At 32.2% G+C, this 18,098-nt stretch carries 18 protein-coding genes; all 18 read right to left on the reverse strand.

Annotated elements, in window-relative coordinates; genetic code table 11:
* Window positions 1-110: 110 nt before the first annotated feature.
* The 18 genes from IX290_RS08150 to IX290_RS08235 all read right to left on the reverse strand — a co-directional run bounded on the left by IX290_RS08150 (window position 111) and on the right by IX290_RS08235 (window position 17,898).
* Window positions 111-593, reverse strand: a complete 483-nt coding sequence (locus IX290_RS08150; protein WP_249168905.1) for a hypothetical protein — start codon at window positions 591-593, stop codon at window positions 111-113.
* Window positions 594-601: 8 nt separating this feature from the next.
* Window positions 602-1,423 carry an NAD+ synthase gene (locus IX290_RS08155; protein ID WP_211492723.1) on the reverse strand — a complete coding sequence of 274 codons (822 nt, stop codon included), beginning with the start codon at window positions 1,421-1,423 and terminating at the stop codon, window positions 602-604.
* Between the two features lie 11 nt (window positions 1,424-1,434).
* A complete protein-coding gene (gene ylqF / locus IX290_RS08160) occupies window positions 1,435-2,298 on the reverse strand; it encodes a ribosome biogenesis GTPase YlqF (protein WP_211492724.1) in 864 nt (287 codons plus the stop codon).
* A 17-nt stretch (window positions 2,299-2,315) separates the two neighbouring features.
* Window positions 2,316-2,981 carry a 16S rRNA (cytidine(1402)-2'-O)-methyltransferase gene (gene rsmI / locus IX290_RS08165; protein ID WP_211492725.1) on the reverse strand — a complete coding sequence of 222 codons (666 nt, stop codon included), beginning with the start codon at window positions 2,979-2,981 and terminating at the stop codon, window positions 2,316-2,318.
* A gap of 13 nt (window positions 2,982-2,994) precedes the next feature.
* Window positions 2,995-4,320 (reverse strand): S41 family peptidase, encoded by a 1,326-nt coding sequence (locus IX290_RS08170; protein ID WP_211492726.1) that lies wholly within the window; start codon window positions 4,318-4,320, stop codon window positions 2,995-2,997.
* On the reverse strand, window positions 4,317-5,126 hold the full coding sequence (locus IX290_RS08175; protein ID WP_211492727.1) for a TlyA family RNA methyltransferase: 810 nt from the start codon (window positions 5,124-5,126) through the stop codon (window positions 4,317-4,319). The genes IX290_RS08170 and IX290_RS08175 overlap by 4 nt, the downstream gene beginning before the upstream one ends.
* 13 nt (window positions 5,127-5,139) lie before the next feature.
* Window positions 5,140-5,973 (reverse strand): HD domain-containing protein, encoded by an 834-nt coding sequence (locus IX290_RS08180; protein WP_211492728.1) that lies wholly within the window; start codon window positions 5,971-5,973, stop codon window positions 5,140-5,142.
* Window positions 5,957-7,783, reverse strand: a complete 1,827-nt coding sequence (dxs, locus tag IX290_RS08185; RefSeq protein WP_249168904.1) for a 1-deoxy-D-xylulose-5-phosphate synthase — start codon at window positions 7,781-7,783, stop codon at window positions 5,957-5,959. The genes IX290_RS08180 and dxs overlap by 17 nt, the downstream gene beginning before the upstream one ends.
* 5 nt (window positions 7,784-7,788) lie before the next feature.
* Complete coding sequence (locus IX290_RS08190; protein WP_211492729.1) at window positions 7,789-8,274, reverse strand: divergent PAP2 family protein; 486 nt, start codon at window positions 8,272-8,274, stop codon at window positions 7,789-7,791.
* A gap of 22 nt (window positions 8,275-8,296) precedes the next feature.
* Window positions 8,297-8,602 carry a ribosome assembly RNA-binding protein YhbY gene (gene yhbY, locus IX290_RS08195; RefSeq protein ID WP_211492730.1) on the reverse strand — a complete coding sequence of 102 codons (306 nt, stop codon included), beginning with the start codon at window positions 8,600-8,602 and terminating at the stop codon, window positions 8,297-8,299.
* Window positions 8,603-8,621: 19 nt separating this feature from the next.
* Window positions 8,622-10,547, reverse strand: a complete 1,926-nt coding sequence (locus IX290_RS08200) for a ribonuclease J (protein WP_211492731.1) — start codon at window positions 10,545-10,547, stop codon at window positions 8,622-8,624.
* A gap of 61 nt (window positions 10,548-10,608) precedes the next feature.
* Window positions 10,609-12,444: a penicillin-binding protein 2 gene (gene mrdA / locus IX290_RS08205; RefSeq protein ID WP_211492732.1), complete on the reverse strand. Its 1,836-nt coding sequence runs from the start codon at window positions 12,442-12,444 to the stop codon at window positions 10,609-10,611.
* 433 nt (window positions 12,445-12,877) lie between these two features.
* Window positions 12,878-13,843 carry a LytR C-terminal domain-containing protein gene (locus IX290_RS08210; protein ID WP_211492733.1) on the reverse strand — a complete coding sequence of 322 codons (966 nt, stop codon included), beginning with the start codon at window positions 13,841-13,843 and terminating at the stop codon, window positions 12,878-12,880.
* A complete protein-coding gene (gene mtaB / locus IX290_RS08215) occupies window positions 13,836-15,137 on the reverse strand; it encodes a tRNA (N(6)-L-threonylcarbamoyladenosine(37)-C(2))-methylthiotransferase MtaB (protein ID WP_211492734.1) in 1,302 nt (433 codons plus the stop codon). The genes IX290_RS08210 and mtaB overlap by 8 nt, the downstream gene beginning before the upstream one ends.
* Window positions 15,124-15,837 (reverse strand): 16S rRNA (uracil(1498)-N(3))-methyltransferase, encoded by a 714-nt coding sequence (locus IX290_RS08220; protein WP_211492735.1) that lies wholly within the window; start codon window positions 15,835-15,837, stop codon window positions 15,124-15,126. Before IX290_RS08220 ends, mtaB begins: the two co-directional genes overlap by 14 nt.
* Window positions 15,838-15,846: 9 nt before the next feature.
* Entirely contained in the window at window positions 15,847-16,269 is a 423-nt protein-coding gene (locus IX290_RS08225) for an Rrf2 family transcriptional regulator (RefSeq protein WP_211492736.1), read from the reverse strand.
* Entirely contained in the window at window positions 16,253-17,242 is a 990-nt protein-coding gene (ruvB, locus tag IX290_RS08230) for a Holliday junction branch migration DNA helicase RuvB (RefSeq protein ID WP_211492739.1), read from the reverse strand. The genes IX290_RS08225 and ruvB overlap by 17 nt, the downstream gene beginning before the upstream one ends.
* 41 nt (window positions 17,243-17,283) lie before the next feature.
* Entirely contained in the window at window positions 17,284-17,898 is a 615-nt protein-coding gene (locus tag IX290_RS08235) for a DUF445 family protein (protein WP_211492737.1), read from the reverse strand.
* Between the last annotated feature and the right edge of the window lie 200 nt (window positions 17,899-18,098).

Below are 18,098 nucleotides of genomic sequence, written 5' to 3' on the forward strand. Positions count from 1 at the left end.
TTCTATTTCTCAGCTACTTTCTATCTTATTATTCAAATTATAATTTCCTAATATATAAAACAAGACAAGAATATTCTTGTCTTGAAGCACTGCAGTATTACAAAATTGTGTTACTTTTCTTCTTGACCCGGTTGAGTTTCCTCTTTTACTTCTCCCTCAGGTTCTTGAGGTTTGTCCTCAATCAAATTTGTTCCCAGGGCTTTTTCAACCGTTGCTTTTTCTTCCTTAAGCATTTTTTCTATTTTCTTCATTCTTTTATCTACGTCATTTATTCTAAATTCTAGTGAGTTCAGTATCCAGAATTGAAAATGCATAGATCTTTGAAACTCATAAAACATCCATATAACTTTAAATAATCCTACTATTGCAACAATTTCTAATGTTAAATATAAACTGATTTTCTGAAGAGCCACTCCTAAAACAAGAAGCACAACAATTAATAGTGCAAATATTAAACTCACTATTCTGTGTTGAGTATTATTTTTATTTCCTACTTCTCCTAATAGCCCTTTTATTCTATCTTTTTCTGTCTGAATCTCATTTAAATTCTCTTTTAGTTGCTCTTCATGTGCCATATCATCCAACCCTTTCATTTAAAATATTACACGCCCCAGTCTCTCGGATATTTAAAATCTAGACCTGGAGTCCTGTCTGTAACCTTTGCAGTTACTGGCATAACTCTTTTATATTGCATCATTTTTACTCTTTTGATTATTTTTTTGATAAGTGCTATATCAAAACCTTCTTCAGAAATCTCTTCTGGAGTCTTTCTCTCTTCTAAAAGTCTATATAAAATTTCGTCAGCCATTTTATAAGAGTATCCTAAATCCTGTTCATCTGTTTGACCTTCCCATAGATCAGCACTAGGCTTTTTATCAATAAGCTCGCTAGGTACTCCCATATGTCTTGATAAATCCCATACTACTGTCTTATAAAGATCTCCAATAGGTTCTAGTGCAGCAGCTGAATCTCCAAATTGAGTACTGTAACCCAATAGAACCTCTGTTTTATTTGATGTACCAAGAACCAATGCTCTTTCGGCAGCTGAGTGATCAAATAATATTGACATTCTCTCTCTTGCCATTTTGTTTCCTTTTCTTAAGCTATCCATGTCAGGATTCATAGCAAAATAAGCTTCCACCATAGGTGTTATCTCAACTGTCTTACTTCTTATTCCTGTCTTTTCAATTACTAATTTTGCATGTTCTACGCTCTCTTTACTTGAACTTTTATATGGCATCATAATACCTAATACATTTTCAGGTCCAAATGCCTTAGCTGCAAGAAAAGCCACAAGAGCTGAATCTATTCCACCAGAAAGACCTAGAACTACTTTTTTAAATCCTACTCTTCCTGCTTCCTCTCTTAAAAAATCTACAATTACATCTTCAAGTACATTTAAGTCAATACTAAATTTGTTCATGAGTTCCTCCACTATTTATCAAGGCCAAATTTTCCAAGTTTACAGTTTCTATAATCTCTTAATACTGTGAAAGCCGCTTGTTGAATATTTAAAGCTTCACCTTTGTTGAACATTTTACATCTAAAAGCTACTTTTTCAAGGATCTCTCCCATAATCTCACTTTTATCTTCATCTAAAAGTTTATATCTTTCCTTTAAAACGTCCCACTTGTCGTATTTTATCATTTTTCCAATCAAAACACCAGCCACTTCTTCTATTGGCAGTATCTCATCTCTTATAGCTCCAGTGATAGCAAGATTTTGACCAACTTCTATACTCTCAAATTTAGGCCATAGTATTCCTGGCATATCTAAAAGTTCAAGTCCATCTTTTATTCTTACCCACTGCTTACCTTTAGTAAATCCTGGCTTATTTCCTACTCCAGCACTATTTTTACCAACTATTTTATTTATAAGTTTTGATTTTCCTACATTTGGGATTCCAACTACCATCAGACGGGTAGTTACTTTTCTTAGACCTTTACTCTTCATTTTTTCAAGTTTTTGTGCTGCTACCTTATCAATAATTGAATACAGTCCTTTTATATTATAACCAGTTTCAGCACTTACACTTATAACATCATCAGCAAAATTATTCTCAATAAAATAATCCTTCCAATATGCTATCTCTTTCTTATCTACAAGGTCTGATTTATTTAATACAATTACTCTCTTTTTATTCTTAGCAAAAACTGTTATATCTGGGTTTTTACTGGATAATGGTATTCTGGCATCTACAACCTCAAGAACAACATCAATAAGTTGCATATTCTCTTTAATGAGGTCTTTAGTTTTTTTCATATGCCCAGGATACCAGTTTATTTTTGTCATCGACATACTATTTTCTCCTTATTCTAATCTTCTTTTCCTTTGATTAAAAGCACAATCTCTCCCTTTATAGGATTTTTACTTAAACGTTCTATTAGCTCAGTAGTAGTTCCTCTTAGAATCTCTTCATAGATTTTAGTAATCTCTCTTATAATTACTACCTCTCTCACTCCTATAAAAGTTTCAATATCTCTTAAAGTTTTTTCTATTCTGAAAGGAGATTCATATATCATAATTGTTCTTTCTTCTTCAGCAAGTTGTTTTAAAAGAGTCTGTCTACCTTTTTTCTTAGGTAGGAATCCTTCAAAACAAAATCTCCTCATACTTATACCAGCTACTGAAGCTGCAGCAGTAAGTGCACTGGCACCAGGAATAGGCACAACTTTAATTCCCTCTTTATGAGCTGCATCTACCACTTCATAACCTGGGTCTGAAATACAAGGTGTTCCTGCATCTGTAACCAATGCTATATCTTTTCCCTCTTTCAGTATATTTATAATATTAGGAATTTGACGCATCTTTGAAAATTCATCATATCTGTATACTGTTGCATCTATTTCAAAATGGTTTAATAATTTTTTTGTAACTCTTGTATCTTCAGCAAATATATAATCTGCCTCTTTTAAGATACGTAGTCCCCTCAATGTCATATCCTCAAGATTTCCTATAGGTGTTGCCACTATATATAGCATTTTATTACCTCTCTTATTTCTTATTTATAAGAATTCCTTTAAGAATTCCAATAGCTGTATCCAGTTGAATATCTTTATGATGTTCAAATTCTTCAGCTACTTTTTCTCCTTTAATCTCTTTTATAAGCTCTTTTTTATTCTCTTTGCTCTCTTTTTCATCTATATTTGTTACCATACTGTTAAATAGCATATATCCATCTTTTTCTTCAACTTTAACATCTGGTTCTATTCCAACACCATGGATACATACACCACTTGGAGTATAGTACTTAGCTATTGTAAGTTTTATTCCATCTCCATCTGGAAGTCCAACAAGTGTCTGAACACTTCCCTTACCAAATGATTTCTCTCCTACAAGGATTCCTCTTTTATCATCTTTAATTGCTCCTGCAAGAATTTCTGATGCTGAGGCACTTCCTCCATTTATAAGAACAACTAGTGGGAAATCTCCAAAATATTTTCCCTCTCTATTTGAAACTTTTTCCTCTCCATCTTTAGATTTTACACTTACAACTCTTCCATCTTTTAAGAACATAGAAGTAATTTTTACAGCTTGATCTAAAGCTCCACCTGGGTTGCTTCTTACGTCAAATATCAAAGCTTTCATACCTTGTTTTTGTAATTCTTCTAAAGCTTTGGCTACATCTGGATATACATTTTCTCCAAATTGTGTAAGTCTTAAGTATCCAATTTTAGCTTTTTCATCTATCATCTTACTCTTTACATACTTAAGCTCTACTACTGCTCTTTTTATCTCAACCTCTTTAGTTTCTTTTACTCCCTCTCTTAAAACAGTAACTTTTACTGTTGTATTCTCTTTTCCTTTAAGCTTCTTAACACACTCTTCACTTGTAAGTTTGTATGTTGAATCTCCATCTATTGCAATAATTTTATCCTTAGGTTTCATTCCAGCTTTGTATGCAGGGCTATCTTCAATAGGTGAAACAACTGTTAATGCTTCATTAGGTCTTTTTTGTACAACCATTCCTACTCCTACATATTTACCTTTAATATCATCCTGAAAATCCTTAAGTTCTTCACTTGTAAAGTAATTAGAGTGTGGATCTTCCAATGCTTCAATCATCCCTTTTAATGCCCCTTGCATTAAAATCTTTTTATCAACAGCTTTTTCTCCAACATAGTTCTGATTTATGATATCCATAATATCAGATAGTTCTTTAAGTTGTCTGATATTTGATAAAAATCCAGTTTTTTCAACTTTTACAGCCTTATCTTTATCTCCATCAGCTTTCTTAACACTTTGAGCACAGTACCCATTTGTAAATAATACCACTGTTAATAAAGTTACTATCCATTTCTTTCTGAGTAAATTTTTCATATTGTTCCTCCTAAATTTTTCCCCTTGCTTACAATATCTTTTATATTAATAACTTTTTCTTTTGAACTATCTACTCCAAAAAGAGAAATATATTCAACATTTCCTTTAGTTCCAGTTATAGGTGAAAAATCCAGATTTTCAAGATAAAGACCATGCTCTCTTGCAAATCCTACTATATCCTCAATAATTTCCAGATGAACATTTTCATCCTTTACAATTCCACCCTTTGCTATATCCTCTTTTTTTGCTTCAAACTGTGGCTTAATAAGAGCCATAAGTTTAGTATGCGGACTAAAAAAACTTAATAAATCTGGTAAAACCTTCTTAATGGAAATAAAAGAAACGTCCATTACAATATAGTCTATTGTACTTCCATCTATCTCATCAGATGTGAGATCATTAATGTGTCTATTTTCAATTGATTTAACTTGAGGATTACTACGAAGCTTCCAATCAAGCTGATTAGTTCCTACGTCAACTGAATACACAAACTCTGCCCCATTTTGTAATGCACAATCAGTAAATCCTCCTGTTGAAGCACCAACATCTAAGACTTTTTTCCCAGAAAAATTAAGTGAAAAAACTTCAACAGCTTTTTCCAGTTTCAGACCTCCACGACTTACATATTTAAGGTTATCACCTTTAATCCTGATTACAGGTTCTTCATCTGTTTTTATCATGGTTCCGCTCTTATCTATTCTTTTGTCATTTACTACTACAAGACCTGCCATTACAGCTCTTTTAGCTTTATCCTTATCAGGAAAAAAGCCCCTTTTAACAAGCAATACATCCAGTCTTTCTTTCATTTTTCACCTCTGATTATTCTGTCTTTTCACTAAAAATCTCACTGTCAACCATATAGTTAATCAAAGGACTCTGTAACATGATATTCTTAAATCCTCTCTTATCAACAAGTCTCTTCAGTTTTTCTGTTTCTCTTACTCTCTGAACAAAAAAGTTGTCTCCAATTGGGATTTTTTTATTCTTTTTATAATAATTTAAAAGTTGTTTTGTTGTTTTAACTTTTAATTCCTGTTTAGCTCTTTTTAATCTATCTTTTATAACACCTTGAGTGCAATCAAGCTCTTTTCCTACCTCATCAAGCTGAACTCCATTTACCATAAGTTTTAATATCTTGTCAGCTCCAATAGGGTTAATTCTATGGTATTTAGCTGAATACATATCCGCTCTATACACTATGTGAGCCTCTTTACTATTAGGCTGAATTTTTCCCCATTTTCCATGGTGAGATAGTACTATATGAATTATATTTTTCTTAATATCTTCTTTTATCTGTACTCCAACTTTCTCCTCTATTTCATCTAATACTTTTTCAGCCTCTTTAGTAATATATTCAGGCTTCTTTAGCATCATTTGAGAGTGAGAGAGTTTTTCCTCTTTTTTCCTTATACTTCCCTTGCTCAAATCATGTATTATGATTCCTATCGTCAAAGCAAAAAAATCAACTTTCTGCTTTGCTTCGTTAAAAGTTCTATAATCTCTTCTAAGTTCATCAATAGAGATTTTAAGTACATCATATGTATGAGTAGATACTTTAACTCCCTGGTCATCATAGTTTTCAAGATCCTGAACCATCTCAATATTAAGAAGTGTTTCAATAAATTCAAGTGCTTTTTTATTTTTTCCCTGCATTTACTTTTTCCTCAATTCTTTTTATCAATTTTTCTCCTCTTAATCCAAACTCCTCCAAAAGCTCTCCTCTTTTTCCGTGAGGAACTGTTCCTGTAGTTATTGCTATTTTATTTATTATCTTTGATACTCCTCTATCATTGTAGAACTCTCTTATACTGCTTCCGAAAGAATTCTTCTCAAAAGCCTCCTCTAAAACAAATATATTGTCATACTCAAGTGCTTTCTCCATTAAGAAACTCTCATCTAATGGTTTTATACATCCAGCACTAACTATTGTACCATCAATACCTTTTTCTGCCAATTCTTTATCTATATCTAATATCTCTTTAAGCATGCTTCCTGTTGCTATAAAAAGATTTTGTTTTCCCTCTTTTATTTCTTTCCATTTACCTAACTCTAAAGGTTTATCTCCTTCAATATCATACCCTACCTCTCTTGGTATTCTGATCATCATAGGTCCTGAATTGAAGTCTTTTGATATTTCCAATGCCTCAACAAGCTCTTTAGATGTAGTTGGAGCTATAACTGTGTAGTTTGGCACTGTTAAAAACATTGCTATATCATATAATCCATTGTGTGTCTTTCCGTCTTCTCCTACAATTCCAGCTCTATCCACTATAAATCTCACTGGTAGATTTTGAAGTGAAATATCATGTATCAACTGGCTAAATCCTCTTTGAAGAAATGTAGAATAGATTGCTACATATGGTTTCTTACCTGAAAGTGTAAGTCCACCTGCAAAAGTTACTGCAAATCCCTCTGCAATACCTGTATCCAATGCTCTTTCTGGATACTTCTCAAAAAACTCTTTAAGTCCTGTTCCTTTTACCATTCCACAGCAGATTCCAAATATATTTTTGTCCTCTTCTGCAAGTTTTACTATCTCCTGTCCGAAAATATTTGAATATGTAAGAGGTTTAGAAGCTGTGCTTCCTGTTTCTCTATCAAATGGAGATATTCCATGAAATTTTTCCTTGTCCTCTTCAGCAAACTTATACCCTTTACCTTTTTGTGTCTTAACATGTATAAATACAGGTCCCTCTATATTTTTTACTGTTTCAAAAGTATCTAAAAGTTCTTCACAGTTGTGACCATCTAATACTCCTAAAAAAGTAAAACCTAGACTTTCTAATATACTTAAAGGTAAAAAGAAGTTCTTTACTGACACTTCCATTCTTTCCAATGTATTTGTAAGTTTATCTGCAATTTTTATCTTTTTTATGATTCCTTTTATGTCATCTCTCAGATTCATATATTTTTCGCTTACTAAAAATCTTCCGAAAAATCTTGAAAGAGATCCAACATTCTTACCTATTGACATATCATTATCATTTAAAATGACAATGACATTTTTTAATTTATTTCCACCTATATTATTAAGTGCTTCAAGTGAATGACCATTGGAAATAGACGCATCTCCAACAACTATTACAACCTTTTTATCCGGTGCTCCCATAGCTATTCCAGCTCCTGCTGAAAGAGCAGTTCCTGCATGTCCAGATATAAATGGGTCATAGCTGCTTTCATGTGGATCCATAAAAGGTCCTATCCCACCTCTTTTTCTCAAAGTAGAAAACTCTTTTTCTCTTCCAGTGAGTATCTTATGCACATACCCCTGATGGCCAACATCAAACAGTAATCTATCCTTTGAAAAGTCAAAAGACTTATGAAGGCATAGTGTCAGCTCTACTATTCCAAGATTTGAAGAAAGATGTCCACCATTTTTACTTACAGTGTCAATAAGTTCCTCACGGATCTCTTTGGCCCTTTTCTCCAACTCCTTTAGCACTTTTTCCTTATTTCCTTCCATTACATCTACCCCTGTAAATATTTTGTGAAACCAATTCCGACTAAAATACCTAGTATACTTCCTATAAATACCTCTACTGGAGTATGACCTAGAAGTTCCTTCAGTTTCTCTTTTTTATCTTCACCAAAATACTTTTTGTATCTTTTTTCTCCTATTATTAAAGGTATCTTCTCAACATAATCATTCAATACCCCTGCCTGTTTTCCAGCTGCTCTTCTTATACCTGCTGCATCATACATTACAACTCCAGCAAATATAACAGCTAGAGCAAACATATCACTTCTTATTCCATATTTTACCGCCATACATGTTGCTAAACATGAGACAGTTGAACTGTGGGAGCTAGGCATTCCACCTGTATCCCACAGTCTTGTTATATCTATCTTTTTGTTTACTACTATTGAAGAAACAACCTTATAAAACTGGGCTATAAACCATGCTACGAATACAACATCCAGTACTCTATTTCCAAAAATTATTCCAGTACTCATGATTTATCCTCCCTTTCTATTGTTATATCTCTTTTAATTCTAAAGATACCACAGGTTTTTCTTTGTTTTCTTTGAAAAGTATTATTGTCTTTCCAATCATTCCAACTACTTGGAACTCTCTACGTTGTGATAACTCATCCATTATTTTTTGTTTTTCTTCTTCGCAATTTTGTAAGATTTTTACCTTTATTAACTCTCTTGAGTCAATTGCATCTAAGATACTTTGAATAAGATTGTCAGTTATTCCATCTTTTCCAATTCTTACTAAAGGATCTAAATCATGAGCTTTTTTTCTTAAGTAAGCTCTTCTTTTACTTGTTAATTCCATTCTATCTTCTCCTTAAAAATTAAACTTCCATCACTATTGGTAATATCATAGGATTTCTTTTTGTTTTATTATAAAAATATTTTGCTGCTACATCTCTTGTGGTATTCTTTAACATACCCCAATCTTTTGAATAATAATCTTCTGTTCTTCCAACTTTTTCATTAATTGTATCAATAGCCTCTTTTATTATATCTTCAGATTCTTTTGAGTACACAAATCCTCTTGTTACAATATCTGGTCCAGCTATAAGTTTTCCACTGTTCTTATCTAAAGTAAATACAATTACAACTACTCCATCCTGAGATAACTGCTGTCTGTCTTTTAAAACAATATGACCTATATCTCCTACTCCTAAACCGTCTACAAGAGTAGATCCTGCATTTACCTTACCTTTTAATTTTACTCCAGATTGAGTAACTTCAATCTTACTTCCATTTTGAGCAAGAATTATATTGTTTTTAGGAATTCCAGTAAGTATTGCTGTATCCTGATGTGCTCTCAACATCTTATGTTCTCCATGTACTGGCATAAAATATTTAGGCTTTATAAGATTTAACATAAGTTTTTGTTCATCCTTACTTCCGTGTCCAGATACGTGAATTCCAGCTATTTTCTTAAATACAACCTCTGCATCATATTTTAAAAGATTGTTAATGTTGTTTGATACAGCTTTTTCGTTTCCAGGAATTGGAGTTGCTGAAATAATAACTGTATCTCCCTCTTTTATCTTAATATGTTTATGCATATTTTTAGCTATTCTTGATAGTGCTGCCATTGGTTCACCCTGTGTTCCTGTACAAAGCATTACCACTTTATTATCTTTTAGCTTGTCAACATCTGTTAAAGGAACAAGCATTCCTTCTGGAACTTTAAGATATCCAAGATTAGAAGCTATTTCAAATACTTTTACCAAGCTTCTTCCATCAATAGCTATCTTTCTTCCATGCTCCTCAGCTACATTTACTATCTGTTGTAGTCTATGTACGTGAGAGGCAAATGCTGCAACTATTATTCTTCCTTTTGCCTTTGAAAACTCATTTCTAAATGCTTCTCCAACACTTTTTTCTGATGGTGTAAATCCTTCTACCTCTGAGTTTGTAGAGTCAGAAAGCATTAAATCTACTCCCTCTTCTCCTATTTGAGAAAGTCTTGTAAAGTCTACTCCCTCTCCATCTACTGGTGTAAGGTCAATTTTAAAGTCTCCAGTATGGAATACCTTTCCAGCAGGAGTTGTAATTAAAAGTGAATAAGCATCAGTTATTGAGTGTGTTATCTTAATAAACTCAACTGTAAAATATTTTCCAGCTTTTATCTTGGTTCTTCCTTTTACCTCTTTCATTTTTGGAAGATTTTTTCCAAGTCCATTTTCAAATTTTGATTTTGCAAGTGCAAGTGTAAGTTTTCCTCCATACACAGGTACACTTTTATCTATCTTTTGGTAAAGATAAGGAATTGATCCAATATGGTCCTCATGTCCGTGAGTTACAAATAACCCTTTTATCTTATCTTTGTTATTCTCTAAGAATGTAAAATCTGGAATTACAAGGTCGATTCCTAAAAGGTTTTCATCTGGGAATATTACTCCTGAATCCACAATAATTATCTCATCTCTATATTGGAATACAGTTATATTTTTTCCAACCTCTTCCATTCCTCCTAGAGGAATTACATACATTTTTTCTTCTTTAGAATTTTTATTAACTTTAGGTTCTGTCTTTTCTTTTACCTTTTGCTTTGCTTTTACTATTTTCTTTCCAGGTTTTGATCCTTTTGATTTTTTGTTACTTTTATCATTTTTATCATTCTTGTCATTATTTGATTTAAGTTCTTTGATACCTTTTTGAATATCTTTTATTTTTTCTTTTATCTCATCTACTCCACCTTTATTCATCTTATTATTTTGTGGTTTCGATTTTTTATTTTTATTTTTTTCTTCCTTCAACATTTTCTCTCCTTTTTCTTTTATAAAGAATTATTCCAACACCTCCGCATATTCCAATCTCTAATTAAACATCTTTTTCAATCTGAGAAACCTTCTTTGCCTGTTCAGACTCTCTTTCTTTAATCTCCAAATACTTATCTATGAATTTTCTGGTCATTCCTCCTGCAACAGATCCTCCTCCTCCAGCTCCTTCCAGAATAGTTGCAAAAACTATTTCAGGATTATCAGCTGGGAAATAACCTGCAACCCACGCATGGGTAGTTTTAGAATGTGCATTCTGTGCAGAACCACTCTTTGCAGCTACCTTCATTCCCTTTGTTCTCAATACTTTGGTAGTTCCATTATTCTGTGAAACTGTTGCAATTAAAGCATCGTCCAAAACATCATAATAAGATTTTGGATATGAACCTATTTGTCTTTTTTCAACTTCAACTGGATAGACATTTCCGTTACTATCCTCAAGTTCTCTTACCAGATGTGGAGTATAAACTATCCCTTTATTTGCAATAGTGGCATATATATCTGCTATTTGTAGAGGTGTTACTGTTAAATATCCCTGCCCTATTGACAAAAGTATAGTATCTCCCTTATACCATCCTGTTCCCATCACTTTTCTTTTCCACTGTGTATCAGGAAGTACCCCTTTTTTCTCTCCTGGGATATCTATTCCTGTTCTTTCTCCTAACCCAAATTTTGAAGCCACATCAACAATTGGCTTATGCCCTATTCTATCTGAGTTTCTATAATAGTAAGGGTTTGCAGACTCAACTATTGATTTTTTCATATCTGTGTATCCATGTCCGCCATACTTCCATGCTTTCCATCTCCATTTACCTATCTGGTAATAACCTGTCTTATCATAATACTGCTCCTTAGGATCAATTCCACTCTCCATAAATGCAATTGCAGATATCACTTTAAAAACAGATCCAGGTGGATACTCTCCAGCAATAGCCTTATTTGATAATGGCCTTCTTGGATCATTTATTATTTTATCCCATTCATCATAGGATATTTGTGAACTAAACATGTTTAAAGAATATGTAGGATAACTTACCATAGTAAGTATCTCTCCATTTTTAGGATTTAGTGCTATAAAAGCTCCTGCTCTCCCATCCTCTTTAAACTGCTCTTCCATATACTCCTGTAGTTCCATATCCAGAGTCATATGGACATCTTTACCTGGAATTGGTGCTTCTTTCTTTTCTATCTTTCTTTGTACTTTATTCAGGGCATTTACTTCAATGTACTCATACCCGTCTTTTCCTTGTAAATCCTTATCGTACTGGTTCTCAATCCCTTCTTTACCTACAATATCTCTGGGACCATAACCCTCACTTTTGTATCTTTCATACTCTTTTTCAGATATTTTTTTAACATATCCGATACTGTGAGATGCTACTGAATCCATAAGGTATCTTCTTTTAGAATATGTTTCTACTTGAAGATATGGATAATCTGATATTTTCTCCATAAGTTTATGTGCACTTTCCTCATTGAGATCATCTACAATTACATTTTCCCTTGTAAATGGAAATATCTCTCCATATTTTATCCTTTTTGAAATATACTCTGGTGAATAACCTGTTACTTCACTTATCTCTTTAACTATTTCAGGATTCTGCTCTCTTTCTTTTAGATACACAAGCCTATAACCAGCTCCATTTGTTACTACAAGACGACCTTTTACATCATAGATCTTTCCTCTTGTAGAATCAATTTTTTTCATTTTAAATCTATTTTTTTCAGAAAGATATGAATATTTATCAGCATTATAAACCTGAAGATAGAGCATTCTTGCTCCAATTAATAAAAATATTGCTAAAATTCCAGCTTTTAGCAACATAGTCCTTATCTCTTTGTCCTCTCCAAGTTTGATATTAATCTTTCTTTTTTTCATATACAACTACCCTCTGATACTTTCTGTTTTATGTGATATTTTGACATAAATATAATTTAAAATGAGACACCCTATGAAATTGATTATAAGATAGTTTATCTGTAACTCTTTTATAATAAGTAATTTATACATAATCATCTGTATTACAGCAATTAAAATAATATTAAATTTACTATAAGAGAGATTTTCAAATATATAAGTTACTACTCCATAGCTTACAAGAAGTATAACAAAAAACCTTAAAAAATAATCTGTTTGCAGTGATAATAGAAGAGAAATCAATGAAATATATAAAAGATTTCTCTTCTGTTTTAAATTCACTAAATAGATAAAAAACGACAGTGTAATGATATATATATTTCCATTAAATGGCAAACTATTTTCTATTAAAATTCCTAATAACGAGATTATATATATCATTTCCTACCCTCTTCTAGTTTATAATAACTCTTACTTTATTTTTAAGTGTATCTCTTTCAATCATATCAGTGATACCAAGTGTCTTAGCTATCTTGTATGCAATAAAGAAATCTTCTGCAGCATACTCAACTATTTTCTTATCTGATTTTGTTCCCTCTTTTTCAACAGTTACTTTCTTATATCCAGCCTTTTTCAAATCATCTACAGTTGCCTGAACACCAGGTCCTTTACCTGTTACTTCAACTTCAAAATTTACATTTTCCTCTTTACCTAATACCACTACTACATTTGCAAGTGTTGGTACAGTTGGATCTTTTTGAATTTTAAAGTATTTTTCATTTAACTGCATTATGATATCTTCAGCTTTTTCTGTTGATATATCATTTAGTATAATGTAGCTCTCTTCAAGATTTGTCTCATAGTTTGCTGCATTATATTTCATTCCAAGATTTTTCTTAATAGTTTCTCCAGTTCTTCTTGCATAACCATTTCTACCATTAGCATTTAGAACATCAACTATTATATTCTCATTTAACTCATTAACTTTCTCTTTTTCATTATATAAACTGTCAAACATTGAATAAAGACTTGAAGTTAAAATGTATCTTTTATTATTTATAACAGTTTCAGGTATATTCTTTTGATTTTTTACATTCAGATTTACCTGTCCATATTTTACAACCATATAGTTTGTAACTGGTTCTGGGAGTATCTTATTTACTGTTTCCAAAACTGTTTCATGGCTTCCTGTGCTCACTAAATCTTTTACAGTTTTTTCCTTATCAATATTGATATCATAAGGAATCTTCACTGCTAATTTGTCTTTGTACACAGCTATTAAATTTTCTTTCCCCTGGATTAGATAGCTACTATTTTTATCAAGATCAGGATTTTTTCTCAAAGAATTTACAAATAAAAACCCTGCCAAAGCTGCTATTATCACCAATACTACAAATATTGCTCTCAATCTCTTATTCATACGCTAGTAACATCTCCTTTTCAATTGTATTTATTGTGACTCTTTGTATCCTGTTTAAAAGAGATTCATCCCCTTTAAATTTTACCCTTAAGTAGTTCTCACTATATCCAAATAAAAAGTCTCCTATTTTCTCTTCTACCAGCACATCCAACTCTTTGCCAATATATTTTTCACGTTCTCTATGAGCCATGATCTTCTTTAGATGTTCAAGTCTGTCTGATCTCTCTTTTTTTATCTTTGGATCCACCTTATTTTCAAGTGTGCTTGCAATTGTGTTCTCTCTATCAGAGTATTGGAAAATATGAATTCCTGAAAATCCAATCTTATCTATTATCTTGTAAGAGTTTAAAAACATATCCTCTGTCTCTCCTGGAAAACCAACAATAATATCTGCTGTGTATTCCATCTTCTCAACAGCATTTTTTAATTTAAGCAGTCTCTCCTCTATAAGATCACTTCCATATTTTCTTCTCATCATCTTAAGCACTGTGTCATCACATGATTGAAGTGAAATATGAAGATGTGGCATAAGATTTGGATATTTCTTAAATAGATCGATAAATCTATCTGATATCTTATCTGGATAAACTGATCCAATTCTTACTCTTTCCACTCCAGGAACTTTTAAAATCTCTTCTAAAAGATCCTCAAAATCTATATTTTCAGGAAGATCTTCCCCATAGGCACCAAGATTTATTCCAATAAGAATTATCTCTTTAAATCCCTCACCTACAAGTTTTTCAATCTCTCTTATTATATTCTCTTTCTTTCTTGATCTGCTTCTTCCTCTTGCAAAAGGTATCTTGCAATATGAACAGAAGTTATTACATCCATCCTGGATTTTCACATAGGCTCTGGACATCTCTCTTAGAGTTGCAAACTCATATTCAGTATATTCATGTTCATCAAAAATATTGTCATTTTTCACTCTATCTAAAGTTCTATTTTCAATATCTTCAATAAAATTTACTATCCCTTTTTTATATCTATTTCCTACTACATAGTCAATCTCTTCCATCTCAAGAAGATCTTTACTGTTAGTCTGAGCATAACATCCAGTTACAATTACCTTGCTATGAGGATTTAACTTCTTAGCTCTTCTTAACATATTTCTTGTTTTTCTATCTGCTACACTTGTAACAGTACATGAATTGACTATATAAATATCTGCTTCCTCTTCAAATGGAGTCTCTATATACCCTTTTTGGATAAGCTGATTTTTTATACTCTCTGTTTCATACTGATTTACTTTACAACCTAGAGTATAAAAAGCTACTCTCTTACTGAAATTCATTTATTAATACTCCTCCTACTACAATAGAGGCAGTCTCTGCTCTCAAAATTCTTTTTCCTAAGGTAACAATATTTGCACCTTTTTCTTTTAAATAATCAATTTCACTGGTATCAAAACCACCTTCAGGACCGATTATATAAAGAACTTTATTTATATTATCTCCCTGTTTTCTCAAAAGATTTTTTAAAGTATATTCCTCTTCACACTCATAAGGAACAACTACCAGATCATAGCTATCTAAATCAAGTTCCTCAATTTTTTTAATCTCATCAATTATAAGGGGTTTAACTCCCTGACACTGTTTTAGTGCCTCTCTTACAACTAAGTCCCATTTATCTTTCTTCTCACTTAACTTTACAACACCACGTTTTGCTGCAACAGGTATTATCTTATGTACCCCTATCTCAGTAAGCTTTTGTATAGTGAGATCCATCTTATCATTTTTTAATATTCCTATAGCTGCATCTATCTGAGTCTTAGTAGAATATCTGTCTTCAAAAATCTCCTTTATTTGAAGTACAACCTCTTTTTTAGAGATATCTTCAACTTCACAGATATACTCTTTCTCTCCATCTACAGCTCTTATCTCTTCACCAATTTTAACTCTAAAAGCATTTTTTATATGATTTACATCGCTTTTGTCATCAACTATTATTTTATTTTCTCTAATATTATTACTTGTTATTATAACACTTATCATAGGATTCTCCTATATTATATCTTTGTTTTTTATAAACTCATCCAGAGTTGTCTCTTCTAAAATCTTTGTCATTGCATTATCAAGTTTATTCCATATGCATTTTCCACCACATGTAAGTTCACTGCACGCAGCTTTATGCTCTTCACTTTCATTGCAATCTATAACTCTTTCCTCTTCATCAAGTATTTTATAAAGTTGGTGTAAAGTTACAAGTTTTGGCTCTTGAACAAGTCTATAACCACCATTTGGTCCTCTTTTTCCTTCAATTATATTTTCATTTTTCAACTTAAAAAGTATCTGTTCTAAATACTGAACAGATATATCTTGAGCATCTGCTATCTCTTTTATTCTTACAAGTTTTTTTTCTGTGCTGTTCTCAGCTATATATACTAATGCTTTCAGTCCATATCTAACTCTAGTGCTTATCTTCATTTGTATCCTGCTCCTTTGATATTTTAAAATGTTTGTAAGCCTTTTCAGTAACTACTCTTCCTCTACTTGTTCTTTTTATATATCCTATTTTTACTAAGAAAGGCTCATATACCTCTTCCAAGGTTCTTTTATCTTCTCCAAGAAGCAAAGAAAGTGTCTCTATTCCTACAGGTCCTCCACCATAATTTTCAATTATCGATGTTATTATATCCCTATCCAAATCATCAAGTCCTGCTGAATCTATTCTCAATATTTTCAATGCCTCAATTGATATACTTTTGTTAATAATTCCATCCCCACGTATTTCACAGTAGTCTCTTACTCTCTTAAGAAGTCTATTGGCTATTCTAGGTGTTCCTCTGCTACGACTGGCAAGCTCCATAGCACCATCTTTTTCAACTTTAACTCCCAGAATCTTTCCACCTCTTAATATGATCTCTGCCAACTCTTCCTCATTGTAGTATTCCATTCTATGGCTTACTCCAAATCTATCTCTTAAAGGTGAACTCAAAAGTCCAGCCTTAGTAGTAGCTCCAATAAGTGTAAAATTAGGAAGCTCTATTCTTATTGAACGGGCAGATGGTCCCTTACCGATGATTATATCCAACTCTCCATCTTCCATAGCAGGATAAAGTATCTCCTCTACTGAAGTATTAAGTCTATGTATCTCATCAATAAATAAAATATCATTTTCTTCTAAAGAGGTAAGTATAGCTGCTAAGTCCCCAGCACGTTCTAAAACAGGTCCAGATGTTATCCTGAGGTTTGCCCCCATCTCATTAGCTATAACACCTGCTAGAGTTGTTTTACCAAGTCCTGGTGGGCCATATAGAAGTATATGGTCAATAGATCCCCCTCTTCTCTTTGCTGCTTCAATATATATTGACATTTTTTCCTTTAAAGAAGATTGTCCTATATACTCAGCAAAAGATTTTGGCCTCAGACTCTTTTGAACCTCCACATCATTATCCATCTCCAGATTTGTAACCACTCTTTCGTCCACTTAATCTCTCCTTATATTAAAAATCCAATTAGAAATTGGATAAAACCAATTACAGCTCCCAGGATTGCTCCTATTATCTCTATATGCTTAAACTCTCTTTTAGCAAGCATATATGTAACCTCTTCCAGTTTTTCAAGTGAAAAGGCATCTACATTTCTCACTATAATACCTTTAAAATCAACATTTTCTTCTAAATATCCTGAAAAAAGATTTATAATTTTATCTGTATTTTGAAGTATTGCATCTGTTATTATTGATTTTATCTTTTCTAAAGTATCATTTCCTATAAACATTGCAGCCATAGGATAAAATTTCTTAATTGCTGCATAAAGTTTATCATCCAGCATCTGATTTATTGCTACATCCAATTTTTCTTCTATCTTTGTCTTATCCATAGAATCAACTATATCTTTTAAAGATACAAGTTCGTCCTGAATAATTTGAGCCAGACTTTCACCAATTTCATGCTTTCTTTTTGGAAGAAGTCCCTGTATTTTAAATAGCCCAAAATTTATTTCCTTATAAGGTCTAAAAAGCATTTTAATTGCCACATAGTTGGTAATCCATCCTATCCCAGCACCAATGCCTACTATAAGAAACAATCTTATTAATATTTCAACATTCATTTTTCCACCTTATTATAACATAATTTCAACTTTTCTTACCAGTTCAGTAAACTATTTTATCATAAAAAATAACTTTTTTCAATTATAAGCTTTTATCCCCTCTACATACAAAAAAAGCCCTCTAGATGTGAGGGAGCTATTGTTTTACCACTGGTAAATTATACCATTTACAATTTTTTCAGTCAACCAAAAGGAAAGGG

The organism is Fusobacterium sp. DD2 (genome assembly GCF_018205345.1).
Lineage (GTDB): Bacteria > Fusobacteriota > Fusobacteriia > Fusobacteriales > Fusobacteriaceae > Fusobacterium_A.